16 protein-coding genes are annotated in these 17748 nt (G+C 59.4%); 5 read left to right on the top strand and 11 right to left on the bottom strand.

What is annotated here, in order from left to right; all coding sequences use genetic code 11:
* Nucleotides 1–30: 30 nt before the first annotated feature.
* Complete coding sequence (pckA, locus tag ACO05M_RS13935) at nucleotides 31–1641, bottom strand: phosphoenolpyruvate carboxykinase (ATP) (protein WP_421864040.1); 1611 nt, start codon at nucleotides 1639–1641, stop codon at nucleotides 31–33.
* A 758-nt stretch (nucleotides 1642–2399) separates the two neighbouring features.
* Here pckA and ACO05M_RS13930 point away from each other — a divergent pair.
* A complete protein-coding gene (locus tag ACO05M_RS13930) occupies nucleotides 2400–3374 on the top strand; it encodes a tRNA dihydrouridine synthase (protein WP_421864038.1) in 975 nt (324 codons plus the stop codon).
* 9 nt (nucleotides 3375–3383) lie between these two features.
* Here the strand turns inward: ACO05M_RS13930 and ACO05M_RS13925 are convergent, their stop codons facing one another.
* From ACO05M_RS13925 to ACO05M_RS13910, 4 genes are read right to left on the bottom strand one after another with little or no spacing between them, the layout of a single operon-like run.
* The gene (locus ACO05M_RS13925; protein ID WP_421864035.1) at nucleotides 3384–4529 is read right to left on the bottom strand and encodes a methyltransferase; all 1146 of its coding nucleotides are present in this window, start codon (nucleotides 4527–4529) and stop codon (nucleotides 3384–3386) included.
* A gap of 13 nt (nucleotides 4530–4542) precedes the next feature.
* Entirely contained in the window at nucleotides 4543–6081 is a 1539-nt protein-coding gene (locus ACO05M_RS13920) for a PhnE/PtxC family ABC transporter permease (RefSeq protein ID WP_421864033.1), read from the bottom strand.
* Between the two features lie 13 nt (nucleotides 6082–6094).
* Nucleotides 6095–6799 (bottom strand): ATP-binding cassette domain-containing protein, encoded by a 705-nt coding sequence (locus ACO05M_RS13915; protein WP_421864029.1) that lies wholly within the window; start codon nucleotides 6797–6799, stop codon nucleotides 6095–6097.
* A gap of 13 nt (nucleotides 6800–6812) precedes the next feature.
* Nucleotides 6813–7673, bottom strand: coding sequence for a putative selenate ABC transporter substrate-binding protein (locus ACO05M_RS13910; RefSeq protein ID WP_421864027.1), 861 nt, complete (start codon nucleotides 7671–7673; stop codon nucleotides 6813–6815).
* An 889-nt stretch (nucleotides 7674–8562) separates the two neighbouring features.
* On the opposite strand from ACO05M_RS13910, the gene ACO05M_RS13905 reads away from it, so the two are divergent.
* The 4 genes from ACO05M_RS13905 (at nucleotide 8563) to ACO05M_RS13890 (ending at nucleotide 13663) form a co-directional block, all read left to right on the top strand.
* A complete protein-coding gene (locus ACO05M_RS13905) occupies nucleotides 8563–9288 on the top strand; it encodes an SIMPL domain-containing protein (protein ID WP_421864024.1) in 726 nt (241 codons plus the stop codon).
* 80 nt (nucleotides 9289–9368) lie between these two features.
* Nucleotides 9369–11609 carry a tRNA(Met) cytidine acetyltransferase TmcA gene (locus ACO05M_RS13900; protein WP_421864021.1) on the top strand — a complete coding sequence of 747 codons (2241 nt, stop codon included), beginning with the start codon at nucleotides 9369–9371 and terminating at the stop codon, nucleotides 11607–11609.
* 72 nt (nucleotides 11610–11681) lie between these two features.
* Nucleotides 11682–12452 carry a glycerophosphodiester phosphodiesterase family protein gene (locus ACO05M_RS13895; protein WP_421864018.1) on the top strand — a complete coding sequence of 257 codons (771 nt, stop codon included), beginning with the start codon at nucleotides 11682–11684 and terminating at the stop codon, nucleotides 12450–12452.
* Nucleotides 12449–13663, top strand: a complete 1215-nt coding sequence (locus ACO05M_RS13890; protein ID WP_421864016.1) for a glycerol-3-phosphate dehydrogenase/oxidase — start codon at nucleotides 12449–12451, stop codon at nucleotides 13661–13663. The genes ACO05M_RS13895 and ACO05M_RS13890 overlap by 4 nt, the downstream gene beginning before the upstream one ends.
* Nucleotides 13664–13697: 34 nt before the next feature.
* Here the strand turns inward: ACO05M_RS13890 and ACO05M_RS13885 are convergent, their stop codons facing one another.
* The 6 genes from ACO05M_RS13885 to ACO05M_RS13860 all read right to left on the bottom strand — a co-directional run bounded on the left by ACO05M_RS13885 (nucleotide 13698) and on the right by ACO05M_RS13860 (nucleotide 17709).
* The gene (locus ACO05M_RS13885; protein ID WP_421864013.1) at nucleotides 13698–15164 is read right to left on the bottom strand and encodes an FGGY family carbohydrate kinase; all 1467 of its coding nucleotides are present in this window, start codon (nucleotides 15162–15164) and stop codon (nucleotides 13698–13700) included.
* 74 nt (nucleotides 15165–15238) lie between these two features.
* Nucleotides 15239–15436, bottom strand: coding sequence for a hypothetical protein (locus tag ACO05M_RS13880; RefSeq protein ID WP_421864010.1), 198 nt, complete (start codon nucleotides 15434–15436; stop codon nucleotides 15239–15241).
* Nucleotides 15437–15444: 8 nt separating this feature from the next.
* A complete protein-coding gene (locus ACO05M_RS13875; RefSeq protein WP_421864008.1) occupies nucleotides 15445–15747 on the bottom strand; it encodes a helix-turn-helix domain-containing protein in 303 nt (100 codons plus the stop codon).
* Nucleotides 15744–16070: a hypothetical protein gene (locus tag ACO05M_RS13870; RefSeq protein ID WP_421864005.1), complete on the bottom strand. Its 327-nt coding sequence runs from the start codon at nucleotides 16068–16070 to the stop codon at nucleotides 15744–15746. Before ACO05M_RS13870 ends, ACO05M_RS13875 begins: the two co-directional genes overlap by 4 nt.
* A gap of 104 nt (nucleotides 16071–16174) precedes the next feature.
* Nucleotides 16175–17044 carry a DNA replication terminus site-binding protein gene (locus ACO05M_RS13865; protein ID WP_421864002.1) on the bottom strand — a complete coding sequence of 290 codons (870 nt, stop codon included), beginning with the start codon at nucleotides 17042–17044 and terminating at the stop codon, nucleotides 16175–16177.
* A complete protein-coding gene (locus tag ACO05M_RS13860) occupies nucleotides 17041–17709 on the bottom strand; it encodes a PilZ domain-containing protein (RefSeq protein ID WP_421864000.1) in 669 nt (222 codons plus the stop codon). Before ACO05M_RS13860 ends, ACO05M_RS13865 begins: the two co-directional genes overlap by 4 nt.
* Nucleotides 17710–17748 lie beyond the last annotated feature (39 nt).

Below are 17748 nucleotides of genomic sequence, written 5' to 3'. Positions count from 1 at the left end.
GGGCTTTTCGTTATAGCGAGTGCTGCTGACTTACAGCTTCGGACCGGCCTCAACCAGGGCTTTGCCCTCTTCGTTATCGGTGAAGCGCTCGAAGTTGTCGACGAACATGGCGGCCAGGTTCTGGGCTTTGCCGTCCCAGATGGTGGCGTCGCTGTAGGTGTCCTGCGGGTTCAGGATGCCGCTGTCAGCGCCCGGCAGAGACTGAGGCACGGCCAGGTTGAAGTAGGGCAGGCTAACGAACTCCTGATCTTCAATGGAGCCGTCCAGGATCGCATCGATAATGGCGCGAGTGTCCTTGATTGAGATCCGCTTGCCGGTGCCGTTCCAGCCGGTGTTGACCAGGTAAGCCTGGGCGCCGGAAGCGTTCATGCGCTCGGTCAGAACTTTGGCGTAGGTGGTCGGGTGCAGGCTCAGGAAAGCGGCGCCGAAGCAGGAGCTGAAGGTCGGCGTCGGCTCGGTGATGCCGCGCTCGGTACCGGCCAGCTTAGAAGTAAAGCCGGACAGGAAGTAGTAGCGGGTCTGCTCGGGTGTCAGTTTGGAGACCGGTGGCAGCACACCGAAGGCGTCGGCGGTCAGGAAGATCACCTTGGTGGCGTGACCTGCTTTGGAAACCGGCTTGACGATGTTGTCGATGTGGTAGATCGGGTAGGAAACCCGGGTGTTTTCGGTCTTGGAACCGTCGTCGTAGTCGATCTTGCCATCGGCGTCGACGGTGACGTTTTCCAGCAGGGCATCGCGACGGATAGCGTTATAGATATCCGGCTCGTTTTCCTTGCTCAGGTTGATGGTCTTGGCGTAGCAGCCGCCTTCAAAGTTGAATACGCCGTTGTCGTCCCAGCCGTGCTCGTCGTCGCCGATCAGCTCGCGCTTGGGGTCGGTGGACAGGGTGGTCTTACCGGTGCCGGACAGGCCGAAGAATACGGCCACATCGCCATCTTTGCCGACGTTGGCGGAGCAGTGCATGGACGCGATGCCCTTGAGCGGCAGCAGGTAGTTCATCATCGAGAACATACCCTTCTTCATCTCACCACCGTACCAGGTGCCGCCGATCAGCTGCATCTTCTCGGTCAGGTTGAAGGCGACGAAGTTCTCGGAATTCAGGCCCTGTTCCTGCCAGTTCGGGTTGGTGGTCTTGGCACCGTTCATTACCACGAAGTCCGGCTCGTAGTCGGCCAGTTCGGCTTCGGTCGGGCGGATGAACATGTTGGTGACGAAGTGCGCCTGCCAGGCCACTTCGGTGATGAAGCGTACGTTCAGGCGAGTGTCTTCGTTGGCACCACAGTAGGTGTCAACAACGAACAGACGTTTGCCGGACAGTTGTTTGGTAACCAGTTGCTTCAGTTCGCCCCAAACTTCAGTAGAGATCGGCTTGTTGTCGTTCTTGCCCTGGTCGGACCACCATACGGTGTCGCGGGTGGTATCGTCGCGAACGATGAACTTGTCTTTGGGGGAACGGCCGGTAAAGATCCCGGTGTCTACCGCAACGGCGCCAGACTCGGTGACAACACCCTTCTCAAAACCGGACAGGGAGGCTTTGGTCTCTTCTTCGAACAGTAGCTCGTAGGAGGGGTTGTAAACAATCTCTTGTGCGTCTTCGATACCGTATTTGGCAAGATCAATCGTAGGACGGGCCTCTGACATCAGTTTCTCCCAGGTGTTCATCATCAGGTCTAAGCAGTACGCACAAGCCGCAGGGCAAGGCATTGAGCAGTTGAAACGTCAGGCGGAATTTTGTTTGAGACAGGCTCAAATTGTCATTATCAACCACCCGCAACGCAAGCTGTGCATTATAGGGTCTATTGAGAATCAATCAATCTAAATAGACGAATTACGGCCATTTGTTAGCAGAATGTAGGGGGCTTGATCATCGCACTGCGACAAACCCTTATGGCTAGCATAAAGCAGGCTAAATTGCTGCTCTTTAGAAGACATGATGGCGGCCTCTGCCGATCGATTTTTTTTGACGCTGACGGGGTTTGATTGGAGACAGATCAGAATGTTGATTTTCGAGAATTGCTTGGGCTTACGATGATATCGGGGCTGTAGCGATTTGCTCACAGTTTCTGTGCATAACTCTGTGGAATAAAGTTGGCTATGGCGACCAAGGCCGCAACATTCGGTCACTTGTTTAAAATCGGTTAAAATTTAACCAGTCTTAAAAATACCTTTGTTTTCATGATGTTAGTAAAGTCAATAGCGTTTTTATAAAAAAATCGCTCTCATTATGACTTTTTTATTGCTGTTTTCTTCGGTGTTTGAGTTTTGTGAATAATGCAAGGGTTTCTTGTTGTTAGTCCCCGGTTTATTGCTTTTGCTATCACCGCCGATAGCATCACTATTCTTCTGGCCGAAGCGGCATGCTAAGCTCCCCGCCCCCTCTCAGTCAGACCCCTTGAACTATGCATATTTATCTGGCGCCGATGGAAGGACTGGTGGATCCGGTGATGCGGGATATTATCAGCCGAATCGGTGGAGTCGATCGTTGCGTTACCGAGTTTGTACGCATTTCAGAACGGGTGTTACCACGCCGGGTTTATCTGCGTCTGTGTCCTGAACTGAGGAGCCAGGGACAGACCCGAGCAGCGACGCCGGTATTTGTGCAGTTACTGGGATCTGACCCGCAGTTGTTGGCGGATACGGCGGCCAAGCTGGCTGAACTGGGAGCCCCGGGGATCGACCTTAATTTCGGTTGCCCGGCCAAAACGGTGAATCGAAATCGCGGTGGCGCCATTCTGCTTAAAGAACCCGACCTGGTCGGCCGCATCGTCGAACAGGTGCGGGCTCAGTTACCGATAGAGATTCCGCTGACGGCCAAGATGAGGCTGGGCTATGAAGATACGTCTGTGGCGCTGCACAACGCCGTGGCCATTGCTGAGGCCGGTGCCGGGGAGCTCTGTGTCCATGCCCGGACCAAGCTGGAAGGGTATCGACCGCCAGCACACTGGCATTGGTTGGCACGGATACGACAGGCGGTGACGATTCCGGTGGTTGCCAATGGGGAAATCTGGTCGTTGGAGGACTTTGAGCGTTGTCGGCAGGTCAGCGGTTGTCAGCGGGTGATGCTGGGGCGGGGGCTGGTTTCCCGGCCTGACTTGGCGCTGCAGATCCGCCAGCACCTAGACGGGCAGCCGGTCAAAGCTTTGGACTGGGCGGCCCTGGTCCCTTGGATTGAGGACTACTACCAGCAGCTGCATCTGATCGCCCCCCGGTATGCCGATGGCCGCTTGAAACAGTGGCTGGGGCTGCTACGCCGTAACTATGCCCAAGCGGCAAGACTGTTGCAGCAGTTAAGGCGTGATAGCGGCGAACAGGCCATGCGTCAGGGCTTGGCCCAGTCTCAACAGTGGATCGACGACAGCGGCCAAGCCGCTTGAGGTCGGGGGTCAGCGTTTGATTGCGCTCAGAACCACAAACTTGGGGTTGTTGGCGATCAGTTCACAGTTACCGAACAGGCGTCGTAGCTGCTGATGATAGCCCAGGTGGCGGTTGCCGATGACTCTGAGCTCACCTCCAGGCTGCAGCACCCGACGGGCGTCACGGAACATCTGCCGGGCGATATGATCACCAACACTCTGCTGCTGGTGAAACGGCGGGTTGTTGAGCACCAGGGCTGCACTGTTGTCCGGTTGCTGCTCCAGACAGTTGTCCGCGATAAACTCGGCCGAGCGCCGATCCCCGAATGCCGCCTCGAAGGTCTGTTTGGCGCTGGCCAGGGCGCGGAAAGATTCATCGGTGAACAGCAGCCGGGCATCCGGATTCTGTTCGGCGGCGATCAGGCCGACCAGCCCGTTGCCACAGCCCAGATCAATGATTCTGCCGCCGCCGATCCCTGAAGGGATCTGTTGCAGAAACAGTCGGGTACCGATATCCAGTTTTTCACGCGAGAACACGCCGGCTTGGTTGAAGACCTGGTACTGACTGCCTTCGAGTTGGTAACGGCTGGGGTAGGGGGAGTCGATGTCCGGTTTGGCCGGATCCAGTTCGGCAAACAGCAAGCGGGCTTTCTTCTTCGCCAACGAACAGCGGCTCGGACCGATCAGCTGTTCGAACAGCTCTACGCTGGAGCGCTGAATATGCTTGGCCATCGCGGCGCCGATAATGCGGCAGTCCGGCGCCAGATAGGGGCGCACCCGGCACAGCTGGTCCTCCAACAGGCTCAGGGTCTTGGGCAGTTTGATCAGCAGCAGTTTGATCGCCTTGGGCGGCGGATCGAACGGGGCCAGCAAGCGGACCTTTCCCGGATCGATACCGTTACCGGCAAGATTAAGCGCGAGGGCCTTTTGGGCCAGATAGGAATCGCCACAGCTGCTGGGGTGTTGCTGGTGCAAGGCAACCGCCAGGGCGCCGAAGGCGTCATTGAGAATCAACGGAGGCGGCAGGGTCTGCCCCTGTTGCTGTAGCTCGTCGAGGTGCTGAAGCAGCAATTCATCCGCCGCGTCCCAGGCTCTTAACGGCAGCTTGGGGAGGTGGGGATAGCGGTGAAGACGATAGCTGCCTTCGGGGCGTTCGAACAACTGTTCAGCACTCATGGAGATCATTCAGTCAGCGGGTTGGATGGGTAGGGATGAGCGTGCTCGGCCCATCGGAAAGATTCAAGCGCAGCCGCAACCAGCGTGCGCTGCTATCGACCAGCATATTTAAAAAGGCCGTGACCAGAATCAGCAGCAGGGCACGATCAAAACGCAGCTCTTCGAAGGCCGAATCGATATAGAAGCCCAGGGTCTGGATGCCGAGAATACCGAGGATCGCGGTTTCACGCAAAATCACTTCCCAACGGTAGAGCGTAAAGGCGAGGAATTGGCGGTAAATTCGCGGCAACACTTCAAACAGGTAGCGGTTGAGGCCGAAGCAGGCGTCGACGCGCAGCAGGATGCCGTCACTGGCCTGTCCGATCAGGTGGCCGATGATAGCGCCGTTATGCAGCGCCAGGGCGATGATGGCCGGCAGCATCGACGGGCCGATCACCAACAGCAGCACGAAGGCCAGAATCAACTCGGGGACCGAGCGCATACTGACCAGCAGCAGGTGGCCGCAACTGCGACCGCGGCGACGCAGGAACTGACTGGAGATCAACGGGAACAGCAGCAACGCCAGCAGGCCACTGGCGACCGTGGCGATGATACTGAGGATCAGGGTGTTGAACAGTCCCGGCAGCGCCTGTTGTTGAATCAGCACGCTGCCCCAGTCGTATAGATTAAGCCATGACTGGGCCTGCCAGGGCTGCTCGCGCAGTGGGGCGGGGAGCAGCTCCTGGCTCAGCAGGTGCCAGACCAGGCCGAGATCAAAGGTCAGCGACCAGGGCAGCCACAGGATAGCCACCAGGCAGTACAGCGGTACCGTGGCGGGGTGCCAGAATAACCATCGCAGTGCAAACACCAGCACAATCAACAGATAGATCAGTGCCGCTGATTGGGAATAGAGCCCTTGGTTAAAGGCGCTTTCGAGATGAAAGCCCAGTGTTGGCAGGCCGATAAAACCCAGCACCGCGCTGGAGCGAAGGGCGCATTCGAGCCGATAGCGGGTATAGCTGCGAAGGTGTGGCCAGGCCTGGGGGAGACGGCTGTAGCAGAAGGCGCTGAGTGGGTCGCTGCCTGGGGGAACTAATTTCCAGGCCCGTTGATCACTCTCCTCCAGAATCTCGGCGAAGATCTTCGCGAAGATGCCGCTGTAGGGGATCGCAATCGCGAGTACGCCAGTCAGAGGACTCAGGCCCAGCAGCTGCATCAACAGCAGCGCCCAGAACAGCTCGTGAATGGAACGGACAAAGGCGCAAAGGGTTCGCACCCAACGCCAGTGAAAGGCCAGCGCCAGCAGCAAGCCCGTCGGTGCCGACAACGCGACGCCGAGGAGGGCAAAAGCCAGGGTGTTGAACAGCGCCTGGGGTAGCTGCTCGATATGCCAGAAATCGGGGCTCAGCAATCCCCAGCCGATCGCTGCCAGCTCGCCCCAGGGGTCAGGGCGTTGTAACTCGATATCGGCGAACAACAATAGCAGCAGCGCCAGTCCCAGCAGGCCAATGCTGGTTTGCAATAGCCGGCCTGCACTGCTGCGGGCGCGTCGGCGGCGGTGAGGAACGATCAAGCGCAACAACCTATCAGGACCGGTAGATAGCGGCGAGCTGTTGTGGTTCCAGTTCGCTGCAGGGCTGATCCAGTACGATCCGGCCCCGGCTTAAGCCGATAATCCGATCGAAGTGGCTTAATGCCTGCTCGCGATCGTGCAGTGCCACAACCACGGTTTGGTGCTGCTGGTTGATCAGTGACAGCATCGACTCGGCCCGGAAGGGGTCAACCGATGAGACCGGTTCATCGCCGATAAACAGCTGGCAATTCTGGTACAGCGCCCGCCCCAACGCGGTTCGCTGCTGCTGACCACCGGAGAGACTGTCGACGGATCGCCAGAGTAGCGATTCGATCCCTAACGATTCCGCCAGCGAACGGATCTGCGTCACCGGCTCCGGTCTTGGACTGATGAGGTTGAACAGGTTGTACAACGCAGAGCGCTGCGACAGACGCCCCATGTAGATGTTGTGAAACACACTCAACACCTCGACCAGGCCCAGCTGTTGTGGCAGCAAGGCGCACCGGTGCCGTTGTTGATGGTAGAGCTTGCGTAACAGGGTGCTTTTGCCGGATCCGCTGGGACCCAGCAGGGCCACCTTTTCACCGGCGTGGATCGACAGGTGCAGCTGTTTCAATACGGCCTGGGAGCCGTACCCCAGATCCTGGCCGGTCAGTTGGAACAAGGGTTCAGGTCCCGGTTTCGGGCCGAATTCGACGTTGTCGCTTGGCTGCACCATCAAAGGTCCTGACTTAATCGATCAGTCCGATGTCGCGGGCGACCCGTTCCACCGGCTCAAAGTCGGCATTACTGGCTTCGATAAAGCGGCTGCGCGGGAAAGCGTCGAGCAGTTTGCGATCATCGATAGCCAGGAGGGCCCGCTTCACCTTTTGCTTGAAGCCCGCGCCCCAGCGTTGGTCAACATCCCCGCGGATCGACCACTGGTAATCCGGATAGCTCGGCGTACTCCAGATCACCTCGACTTTGTCGGTATCGATGCGACCGGCGGCCAGTTCACGCTCCCAGACCTTAAAGTTGACCGCGCCGAGGTCATAGGCACCGGATTGAACCAGTGCGATGGTGCGGCTGTGGTCACCACTGAAACCGACGCGGCGAAACAGCTGGTCCGGTGATTGATCAAACCGGTTTCGCAGGTAGTACTCCGGCATCAGTCGCCCGGACGTCGAGCCCTTGGAGCCGAAGGTGAAGGTTTTACCGCGGATCTGCTCCGATAACTGCTCGGAACGCGCTAACCCGGTGCTTTGATGGGCGATAAAAAAGGTCTGGAAAAACTGATCTTCGTAACCCTGTGCAATGGCTTCGCTGCCGGGAACACGCTTGCGGGCCTGGACGCCGGATAGCCCGCCGAACCAGGCCAGTTGGACCTGGTTATTGCGAAAGGCAGTGACCGCGGCGGCATAGGATTTCACCGGCAGGTAGCGAACGTCTGTGCCCAGCTGCTCACTGAGGTAGTCGGCAATGCTGCCGAAGCGGGTCTGCAACAGGGTTTCATCCTGATCGGGGATGGCGGTGAAGGTAAAAGTTTGAGCGTTGAGTTGCGGTTGGTAGGTCAGTAACAGCAACGCAAACAGCGCGGTCAGGTGGCGCATCATGTTCGTTTCCTCAAGGGGCCGGCATTAAGACGGCGGTATTGTAGACGAACCGGGCTTGGCGACAACAAGCCAAGTAAAAATCTACGACCTTAGTCGTTTAATCTGAAAAATAGGAATTTTTCCTAGAGCCAGAGCCCGATGAATTCGCGATACTCGGTGCAGTGCAACAAGGAAACAGAGGGATCTGGCCACAATAACGGACGCTGTGGTGAGTTGCCGCAAGGATTCTAAAAAGCCGTTGGTAACGACTACCAACGGCTTTTTTCTTTTTAGGGCCCAGACGGAGCTGCGTCCCGAGCGGATGAAATAGAGGCTTCGTTGCCGCTTTCTTCCCCATCACTCCCCCATCATAAAAGTGTCATGTAACTGCCATCCCAGCTCTGATCGGGCCTGTGGCGGCCTTTCCACAGAAGTTGTGGATAATTCGGTGGACAGTAAGAATAAAAAACCACAGGTGCCACAAAGAATGCTGCCTACAGACGAATTGGTTAAAAAATGACCAGCCTGACTTGGTGTTTTATAAATCAATTGGTTACGGCTTTTTTTGATAATTATCACTCAAGGTTCGAATACAGCCCCGGTCGACCGGGTGGTGAGTCCCGGTCGTGTTAATAACCTTCTTCGAGGCGTCGCTTCGAAACGCTCGGCACAGGGTTTGTCAAGGATTAATTCGCGATTTATGGCTAACCTAACGCGGGATTCGGGGGGGCTGGATTGATGGATCGATTTTGGTTCATGATGGGGCCCCCGTCATGGCTGTTTCTCGCTCGATCCGGTGCTCCGCGATGGATGTTAAGTCGGCCGGCTGCAGGGATCGGCGTTCAGCAAGGAGCAAGAAACAGCGGGATTTAATTAACTATCGAATCGACTAAACCTTAGGGAGAGCATTATGTTGAAGAGCTGGTTCGTGATGATTTTGTGCACCGCAATGGTGTCTGCCCCAAGCCTGGCGCAGACCTCGGCCGACAAGGGCTTGTCGGTGCGCGGGGAGGCCGTGGTTTCGGCACCGGCTGATTCCGCCTCGCTGATGCTGGGGGTGCAGAACAGCGCTGCCGATGCTGACAGTGCGGTGCAGGAGAACAATCGTCTGATGCAGCGGTTGAATAAAGCGCTGCTGAAGGCCGGCGTGGACGAGAAAGAGCTGAGCACGGCCAACTTCAGTGTCCAACCCCAATGGCAGCCGAGGCCGCGTAATGCCGAGCAGGACTGGCAACCGCAGATCATCGGCTATCAGGTGAGGGCACAGCTGCAGCTCAAAACTTCGAAATTGACCCAGGTCGCCGGTTATATTCAGGCCGCCATCGATGCCGGCGCAAACCTGGTCGGCCAGCTGAGCTTTGGTCTGGAGGATAATGAAGCGGTATACCAACAGGCGCTGCGGCAGGCCACCGAGCGTGCGCGCCTGCACGCCCGGGTTGCTGCCGAGGCTGCCGGTGTCGAGTTGGGGGCGATCGAGCGAATCGAGGTCGAATCGGGTAATCCGGGGCGTTTTGAGATGGCGATGGCTTCCAAGTCGATGGCACGGATGTCGGCGGATGTGTCGGTGCCGGTTGTGGCGCCCGGCAAGATTGATGTCCGTGCAGCCGTGCAGTTGCTGTTTCAGATCCATCCCTGAGCAGCCCATCCCATTTCCCTAGGTTCCTTTACGCTAAGTTCCCGCTAGAATGGGCGCCCTGTGTTGCGATGGAGTTTCTGGTGAGCGCTGATCCCTTAAAGTCGTTTATCGAGACCCTGTGCGACCGGGGTTTAGCCGATCGCCACCGTTATCTGGTGGCTTTGCAGGGGCCCGCCGACTGGGTATCGAGCCGTGTCGAGGCGCTGTGGTGCCAAGGGGACGACCGCCGTTGTTGTTGGATCTCCGAACATGCTCCGACGGAGGCGGTCTATGCACAACACTGGCTGCGCACCGATCGAAGTCGGCAGCTGCTCGGTCAGGAGTTCGACCGCGTCCTGATCGATGCCCGTTCCGGGCTTGAACCGGATGCGCTGGGGGCACTGAGCGGCACCGTCCGCGCCGGCGGTTGTCTGCTATTGCTGCTACCTGCGTTTGAGACCGCCAACGCCAAACCGTTTCAACATTGGCTGCAGCACTGTCTGGCTCCGCCGCACCAGGCTGCCCAAGCCGTGTGGTTGTTGACCCCGACAACCGACCCGCTCGAATGCCATCGTCGGCTCCAACAGATGCCAGCGCCGCAGGCGCCGGCAGTCTTACCCAGTAGTGATCCGGATTGTCTAAGCGAAGATCAAGCCGTCGCCGTCCAGCAGATCTGCCGGGTGTTGCAGGGGCGTCGCCGACGTCCGCTGGTAATCAGTGCCGACCGGGGACGCGGCAAGAGCGCGGCCTTGGGTATCGCCACTGCCCGTCTGATGCAACAGCAGCCCTGTCGGATACGCTTGACGGCGCCGTCCAGGGCGACCGTTTCTGCGTTATTCGATCGGTTGGAGGCCTTGCTGCCGGCTTCAGAATTTTCCCTCAAGGGTAACCGGATACGCTGCGGTGCTTCCGAACTGGAGTTTGTCGCGCTGGATCGGTTGTTAAGCCCGGCGTTCGACTCACAGGCCGAATCGCAACCGGGCGTGGCCGAGCTGCTGCTTGTCGATGAGGCGGCGGCCATTCCTGCGCCGATGCTGGAACAACTACTACAGCGTCATGCCCGGGTGGTGTTCGCCACCACGACCCACGGTTACGAAGGCACCGGCCGCGGTTTTCTGATCCGTTTCACCGCCTCATTGCAACGGCTGACCCCCGGTTGGCGTCGTCTCGAGTTACAGCAGCCGATCCGTTGGAATTCGGGAGATCCGTTGGAGCGTTGGGTGTTCTCGGCATTGATGCTGGATGCTGAGCCGGCATCGTTTCAGGCGAGCGAGTTCGCGCCGTCGGACCTGGCCGATGATCGACTTGTGTTTCGCCGTTGGGAACCGACGCAGCTGTTGGCCAATCCGAGCTTGCTGAAGCAGTTGTTCGGGCTGTTGGTTCTGGCCCATTACCGCACCGCGCCATCGGACCTGCGTGACCTGCTGGACGATCCGGCGCGACAAGTCTGGTTATTGTCCGAGCATGATCGGCTCGATCAACCTAATCGGGTGCTTGGGGTTGTGCTGTTGGCCGAGGAGGGCGGTTTCGATGCCGACCTGGGTCGGCAAATCTGGCTCGGTGAGCGGCGCCCTCAGGGGCACCTGATCCCACAGGTACTCAGCGCCCAAGCGGGATGGGCCGAGGCTGCCGGGTTGAACTACTGGCGTGTCGTCAGGATCGCCGTGGCGGAGCCGCTTCGTCGCTGTGGTTTTGGTGCGCTGATGTTGGCGCATCTGCTCGCCGAGGCCCGTCAGCAGCCTTCGGTCGACGTGCTGGGTACCAGTTTTGGCGCCAGTGTCGAGTTATTACCGTTCTGGTCTTCGCAGGGGTTTGAACCGTTACGCCTGGGGCTCAAAGCCGATGGCCGCAGCGGTGCCGTGTCGCTGTTGTATGCCCGAAGCTGCTCGGCACGGGCAGAGAGTCTGCTCCAAAAGATCCAGTGTCAGTTCAGCCGCGACCTGCCGTTGCGGCTGAGTCGTGACGGCGCCGGGCTGCCGCCGGCATTGGTCTGTGCGCTATTGGCCGATAGCCGGACGGCCGAGCTCTATCCGCTCGAACCCCAGGACCGCAGAGATATCGATAGCTTTTTGCTGGGCAACCGGGGGATGCAGTTGGTGGAAGCGGCGCTGCAGCGCTGGATGTGGGGGCTGTTGGCAGCCGAGCCTGGATCAAGCGCGCCGGATGCCGAATTAAGCGAGCTACTGGTGCGCTATCTGCTGCAGCAGTGGTCAGCGGCGCAGCTGCTGGCCGAGTACGGTTTCAGCGGTGAGCGCCAGTTGCAGCAGCGACTCAAGCAACAGCTGCTGCCGTTTTGGGGCGAACCACAACCATCATCCGCAGCCGAGCCGGGCGGCGACTGACTTTCGGCCCATGATTTTCGGCTCACAAGGGTTTCTTCGGCCATACTCAGAGAAATCCTGACCGAGGTCGTCATGGCAGAGTTTCAGTTGATCGCCCATCGGGGCTATCCGAGCCGTTATCCGGAGAATACCCTGGTGGGATTCGAGCAGTCGATTGCCGTGGGTGCCCGCTACCTGGAGGCGGATCTTCAGTTCAGCGCACAGGCAACCCCCTACCTGTTTCATGATCGCGAGCTGGATCGGCTCTGTGGACGGGCGGGGCAGATCCATCGACTCAGCGATGCACAACTGAGCCACTGCCATCCGGGTTATCCGTCACGCTTTGGTGATCGTTTCAGCGATATCGATCTGCTCAGCCTGGAAGCCATGGTCGAGTTGCTGCGACGCCATCCTCAGGTCAGCTTGTTTTTAGAACTCAAGCGTACGATGACTCAGGTGTTATCGCCGTCGAAGTCGGTGGCGAGAATACTGCCGTTGCTCCAGGAGGTGCGGCCCCAGGTGATACTGATCAGCTTCTCCATCCAGTTGCTGCAACAGGCGCGCCGTCAGGGGTGGCAACGGGTTGCACCGGTACTGACCCGCTGGTATCAGCTGGCGCATCGTGAGGTGTTGGCGCTGGAACCCGAATGGGTGTTTCTGAACCGGCTACGGGTGCCGCTGGGCGTTGGACCGGGTCCGAAACAGGGCGTGCCGATCGTGCTCTACGAAAGTTCGGATATCGCCCAGGCCCGACAGCTGGCCGATCGCGGGTTTCACTGGTTGGAAACCGACAGCATTGGAGAGATGCTGGCGGCCCAGCGGAAGTCCTACGAGCCGGAGCCATATCCGCGGGGGGGCGTATGAGCGGAGTGCTGGAGCGGCGCAGTAATGTTGATCAGAGCCAGGGATTCGATCTGCTGGTGGTCGGGGGCGGCATCCAGGGCTGTGGTATCGCTCAGGCCGCTGCCGCTGCAGGCTACCGAACCCTGCTGATCGAGCAAAAAGACTGGGGCAGTGGGACCTCGAGTCGCTCCAGTAAGCTGATACACGGCGGGCTTCGCTATCTGGAGTCGGGGCAGTTTTCGCTGGTGCGCCGTGCCCTGCGCGAACGCCAGGTATTGCTGCAGATCGCCCCCAAACTGGTGCATCCGGTGCCCTTTCTGATTCCGCTGTACGACGACAGTAAACGCTCGGACATGGCGCTATACACCGGATTGCACCTGTACCGCTGGTTTGGCCGTGGTCTGGAGCATAACGATTTCGACCGCTTTGAACCGGATGACCCCGAGTTTGATCAGTTGCTGCATCAGGGGTTGGAGCGCCAGGGCTTGCGCGCCATTTACCGTTACTGGGACGCCCAGACCGACGATCGGCTGCTGACCCGGGCTGTGGCTTACTCGGCGCAGACCCTGGGGGCTCAGCTAAAACGTCGTTGCGAGCTGCTGCATGCCCAGCCCAGCGATTACGGCTGGCGGGTCGACCTGGCCGAAGGCGGCAGGAATTATCGTATCGAAGCCAGCGCGATCATCAATGCCACCGGCCCCTGGGTCGGCAGGGTCCAGCAACGGATCCATGGCGCTCCGGCACCGTTACCGGTCAGCCTGGTGCAGGGCGCGCACATATTGATCGAGGGGAGCCTGGGCGAGTCGGTTTATTATCTGGAAACGGATGATGGGCGGGGGGTGTTCGCGATGCCGTGGCAGGGCGATACCCTGGTGGGGACCACTGAGACCCACTACCACGGCGATCCGGCCGAGTGTGAACCGACCACGGTGGAGCTGGACTATCTGCGGGAGACGCTCAAACGCTACTTCCCGTTATTGGATGTGCAGATCAAGCAGCAGTTCGCCGGCTTGCGGGTGCTGGATAACGGCGATGGCGGCTTTTTCCACCGGGCCCGGGATAGCCGTATTCAGCAACATTGGTTCGAAGGACGGGGGTTGATCTCCATTTACGGCGGCAAGCTGACCACCTATCGAACCACTGCGTTGAAGGTGGTCGGGATGCTGCCGGAATACCTGGGTAAGCGCCGAGCGTTGGCCGATACCGCCCAGCTGATGCTGGAGCCGGCTTGAGCTTAAGCCTCGTCTCAGCCCTGATCTTGCCCCGCTAGCTGTCAGCCCGGGTGCCCAACGCCTGTTGCAGGTACTGCTGCCAGCGCCGATAACGCTGCTGCAGTTGGGGGGCTGGTTGGGGCTGATAGCGCTGGGCTGCGCTTGGCTTCCAGTCGCTGGGCCGGCCAGCCAGGATAAACGCTAAGCCACGGGCGGTCGCTTCGTGCTGCTCAATCAGATTGACCGGTAAGCCGCTCAGATCGGCCAAGCGTTGCGCCAGACCGGGTAGTCGGGACAGACCACCGCCAAGCTTGATCTGTTGCAACTGGGGCCGCGTATCCGGGATCGCCCGCAGGTTCTCGACGATCAGAAACAGGATGCTTTCCAGCAGGGCGGCATAGCGCTCGCTGTCATGGTCGCAGTCGATAAAACGGCTCTGGATCCGGCTGTTCCAGAACGGTGAGCCGAGTCCGGAAACGGCGTTCAGAAACAGCCCCTGGTTAGGCTGGAGCGGTTGCTGTTGCAGAGCCGCCAGATCGAGTGACGGATACTGGCGCTGCAGCCACTGTAGTGCACTGGCGGCACCATTGACGGTACCCTCAAGCATCCAGTCCCTGTGTTCGGAATGGCTACTGGCCAGACTGGTCAGCAGCCGATGCGGCTGCTCGATCGGCTTACCCAGCGCCACACTGATAAAGGCACCGGTTCCCAGAGTCACCGTCACTTGGTCGGACTCGGGTTGGCCCTGGGCAAAGTGAGCACAGCCTTGGTCGCCACCGACAAAACGGCCCGGAATCGACAGATCCCGCCAGTGCAACAGCCCCCAGTTGGCTTCACAGTGTTGCAAGGATGGCAGGTGCTGGGGCGGTATCTGAAACCGTTGCAGCAGTGCCGGATCCCAGTCTAATGTCTGCCGGTTCCATAGCAGGGTGCGTTGGGCGCAGGCGTGATCGAGCCGTAACGGTTGCCCTGAGTTGGGGGTCCAGCCGGTTAATCCGGCAGCCAGATAACCCGACAGCGGTGTCAGCAGCAGTTGTCCGGACGCGGCCATCGAGTCCAGCTCGGGCTGCTGCAGGCACCAGCGGAATTTTGCCGCGCCATGATGATCGGATGGGAACAGTCCGCACAGTTGGTGAATCTGACGGACCAGCGCCGGCGTCCAGTCAATCCTGTCTCTGGCGCGCAGATCCTGCCAGCTGAGTACCGGAGTCAGAGGCGTGCCGCTGTGCCGAGACAGCGCCAGCAGATTGGAACGCTGACAGGCCAGGCCCCAGCTACGGATACGTTGCCGCTGGACCGACGGCAGCGATGACAACAGTCGATCGATACAGGCTTTCAGACTCTGTAACAGCTGCGCAGGGTCCTGTTCAACCCGATCGGGACCCGGATGCCGGGTGAGGACCTTCTGTTGCGCACAAGCCAATTCGGTGCCCCGGTGGTCAAACAGCAGCGCGCGACTGGAGCCTCCGCCCTGATCCAAAACCAGATAGAGTCCGGCAGGGTCTGCTGCCGAGGTTGTCACTTGAGGGTGAACCTGGGTTGAGGGATCCGAATTCATAGCCCCAAGCTTAGGTGAAAAGGGCGCGGATGCGGATCTTAGCGGGTGCTGTTTCGGTCGAGGGTGGGGTTGAGCCGTTGGAACACCGCACAGACCCCGCTGGGGCGGGCACCACGAAAGCGGCAGCGCGGGCCGCTTTCGGTACGCTGGTAGTGTCGGCAGTCGCGACAGTTACGTCGTCCAGGGCCCTTTCTCGAGGAGGGGCTGTTACAGGCGGGACTGGCGCTCGGCGTCATCGGCTCGCTCAGTCGGTCAGTTCGAGCAGTTGCCGCAATCCGCTACGGTTTTGATCGATCCAGTTTGGATCCAGCGCTCCCCAGCTGTTGAGTCGATAATAACCGTCGTTGTTGCGCTGCCCATCCTGGACGAACTCCACCTCAATCCCCAGCCCCGGCAGAGCCTTGATGATGTCCTGCAGGGTGCGGCGTGGCCAGCCGGTCAGGCGCATCAACGCCGGTACGCAGGGTCGCTCGGTGTGTGCTATCAGGTCGGCGGTGATCAAACGGCGGGCGAAGGTGGAATTGAAATCGGGATTGAGGCTCATCATTTTCCCTCGCTGTCGTCGGACTCTTTGTCGGCGTCGGACGGGTTGGTGTACATCGCATCGTGGCGCTCCTGATCGGTCATGCCACGGATATCGAAGCGGTGGTGCAGCCATCGCAGGTAGTATTTCCAAACCAGCAGTGCCGGCAGCATCCATAGCATGATGGCGATCAGATTGAAGGTGCCGGTATGGGTTTCCGGACCCAGGCGGGCAAACCACTCGATCAGCTCAAGCTGACGTAACAGATAGAACCAACCGACTAGGGCCGCCAGGCCGACGGCCAGGCCCAGGTGATAGCCGGTTTTACGGGGAGCTTTGTCGTTCATGAATCAGATGTCTAGTAGCCTGAATAGCCGCACACCTTAGCAGCGCCGCTGAGGGATTGCACATCTGCGTCGGTCCTTGCCGTGCGCTAGGACGGATCTTGGCTTCAGCAGTATCGATGAACTCGCAGGCTGGGGAGGAAGGGTTCGGTTTCGATGCGGCAGTCGCTACGCTGGCGTCGGCTGCGCTCGGTTTTCGGTACCAGTGACGGGTCGTTGTGCTCCGGGAAGGCCCGGGCTTGATCCTGGGCGAACAGCAACGGTAGGGACAGGTTCATCGCCTGGCGTAACGGGGCGCCGGCAAACCTCAGGTTTGCCCGCATCAGCGGTGCCTGGGTCTGCACCTGGGCCAGCCGGGTAGCGGCATCCAGTGATGCCAGCTTGTCCAGCTGCAGTTGGATATGGGGTTTGTCGACGCCCATGCGGGCCAACTTCTGTTGGGCTTGCTCGGCGCTGATCCGTTTGATGCTGCGGCCACTGGTGTACCAGTTGAATCCGACCCAATCGGGTTGCCGATCGCAGACGGGGATTAGACGGTAGCATTGCTTCAGGTGCAGGCGTGCCAGACCCTTGTGTCCCAGCGTCTCGCGCAGGCTGTTGGGGCGTTGATTTAGCGGCTCCAGCAGTTCACCCGGCTGTTGCTTAAAACTCTGCAGACACTGCTTCCAGGTCTGTTTGAGCTGGTTGACGGTTTCGGCCTGCTGCAGCAACGTCGGATCGGCCGCGATCAACCCATGGCAGCTGCGGGTACGGCGGCCATCACCGTCACCCTGGTGCCATAGATCGCAATAGAGTTCGATCGCCTTACGACGTGGGTCCAGACCGGCATTACGCTCGGCCTCGGTCAGCGGCAGCCACAGCGGCAGTGTCGATTGCTGCAGTTGATGGGCCAATTGCCTCAGCCCATCGCTGAGCCGTTCGAACTGCTCAACCAGCTCGGCATGGGTGTAGCTGCGCTCGGTCAGCGGTTGGCTCATGGGTTGTCAGTCCCATTGGAGGCAGAAGCAGCATCCAGATCCAGTTGCTGGCGTAGTTGGCGTCGCAGTTGGGCCTGGTGGGCAAGAATATGACGGGCGATCAGATCACGCTGGCCGTCGGCAAGCTCGATAAAGCTCAGGCCGATGCGATAGCGCTGATCCGTATCCGGGTGCGAGTAGACCACCCGAGCCAGGCTTTGCAGTACGTAGCCGCTGGGCAGCAGTAGCAGCCGTATCGCACAACGGCTATCCAGCGGCAGAGGCTCCGGGTGGCTGAGGGACAGGCCGCCTTCGCTGAGCGTGATCGGAGTCGACTCGGCCTGATCATCAAAGTTGCGTCCCAGGTGCAGAGCCAGACGCTCGATCTTGTGGTTGATCAGTCCCAGCGCGCTGGCCAGTACGCTGTTGGTTTCACTGAGCTTGAACAGTTGCTGCTGTAACTGCAGATCCAGCTGTTGCAGATCCACCAACAGGCTGAATGCTTCGGAGGGTTGAAGCAGCTGTTCCAGTGACAGGGCCTGCTGATCCGGTGTCAGCGGAACAAATTCGACCTGAGCCCGGTCTTCTATCCTGAAGCTGTGGCGGCGGTCGGGTTCGTTGGGTAACGGCATAGTGCAGATTCCATTGCGGTTGCTGGGCAGTGGGTTACGATGATTCAGCATCATTTGCGTATCGAGCGTTACTGAAAATATACCAGAAAGCGC

This window comes from Motiliproteus sp. (assembly GCF_965230735.1).
In the GTDB taxonomy this organism is placed as follows: Bacteria; Pseudomonadota; Gammaproteobacteria; order Pseudomonadales; family Balneatricaceae; genus Motiliproteus.
The sequence above is the reverse complement of the archived record's forward strand: the minus strand, read 5'-3'. Positions and strand labels throughout refer to the sequence as shown.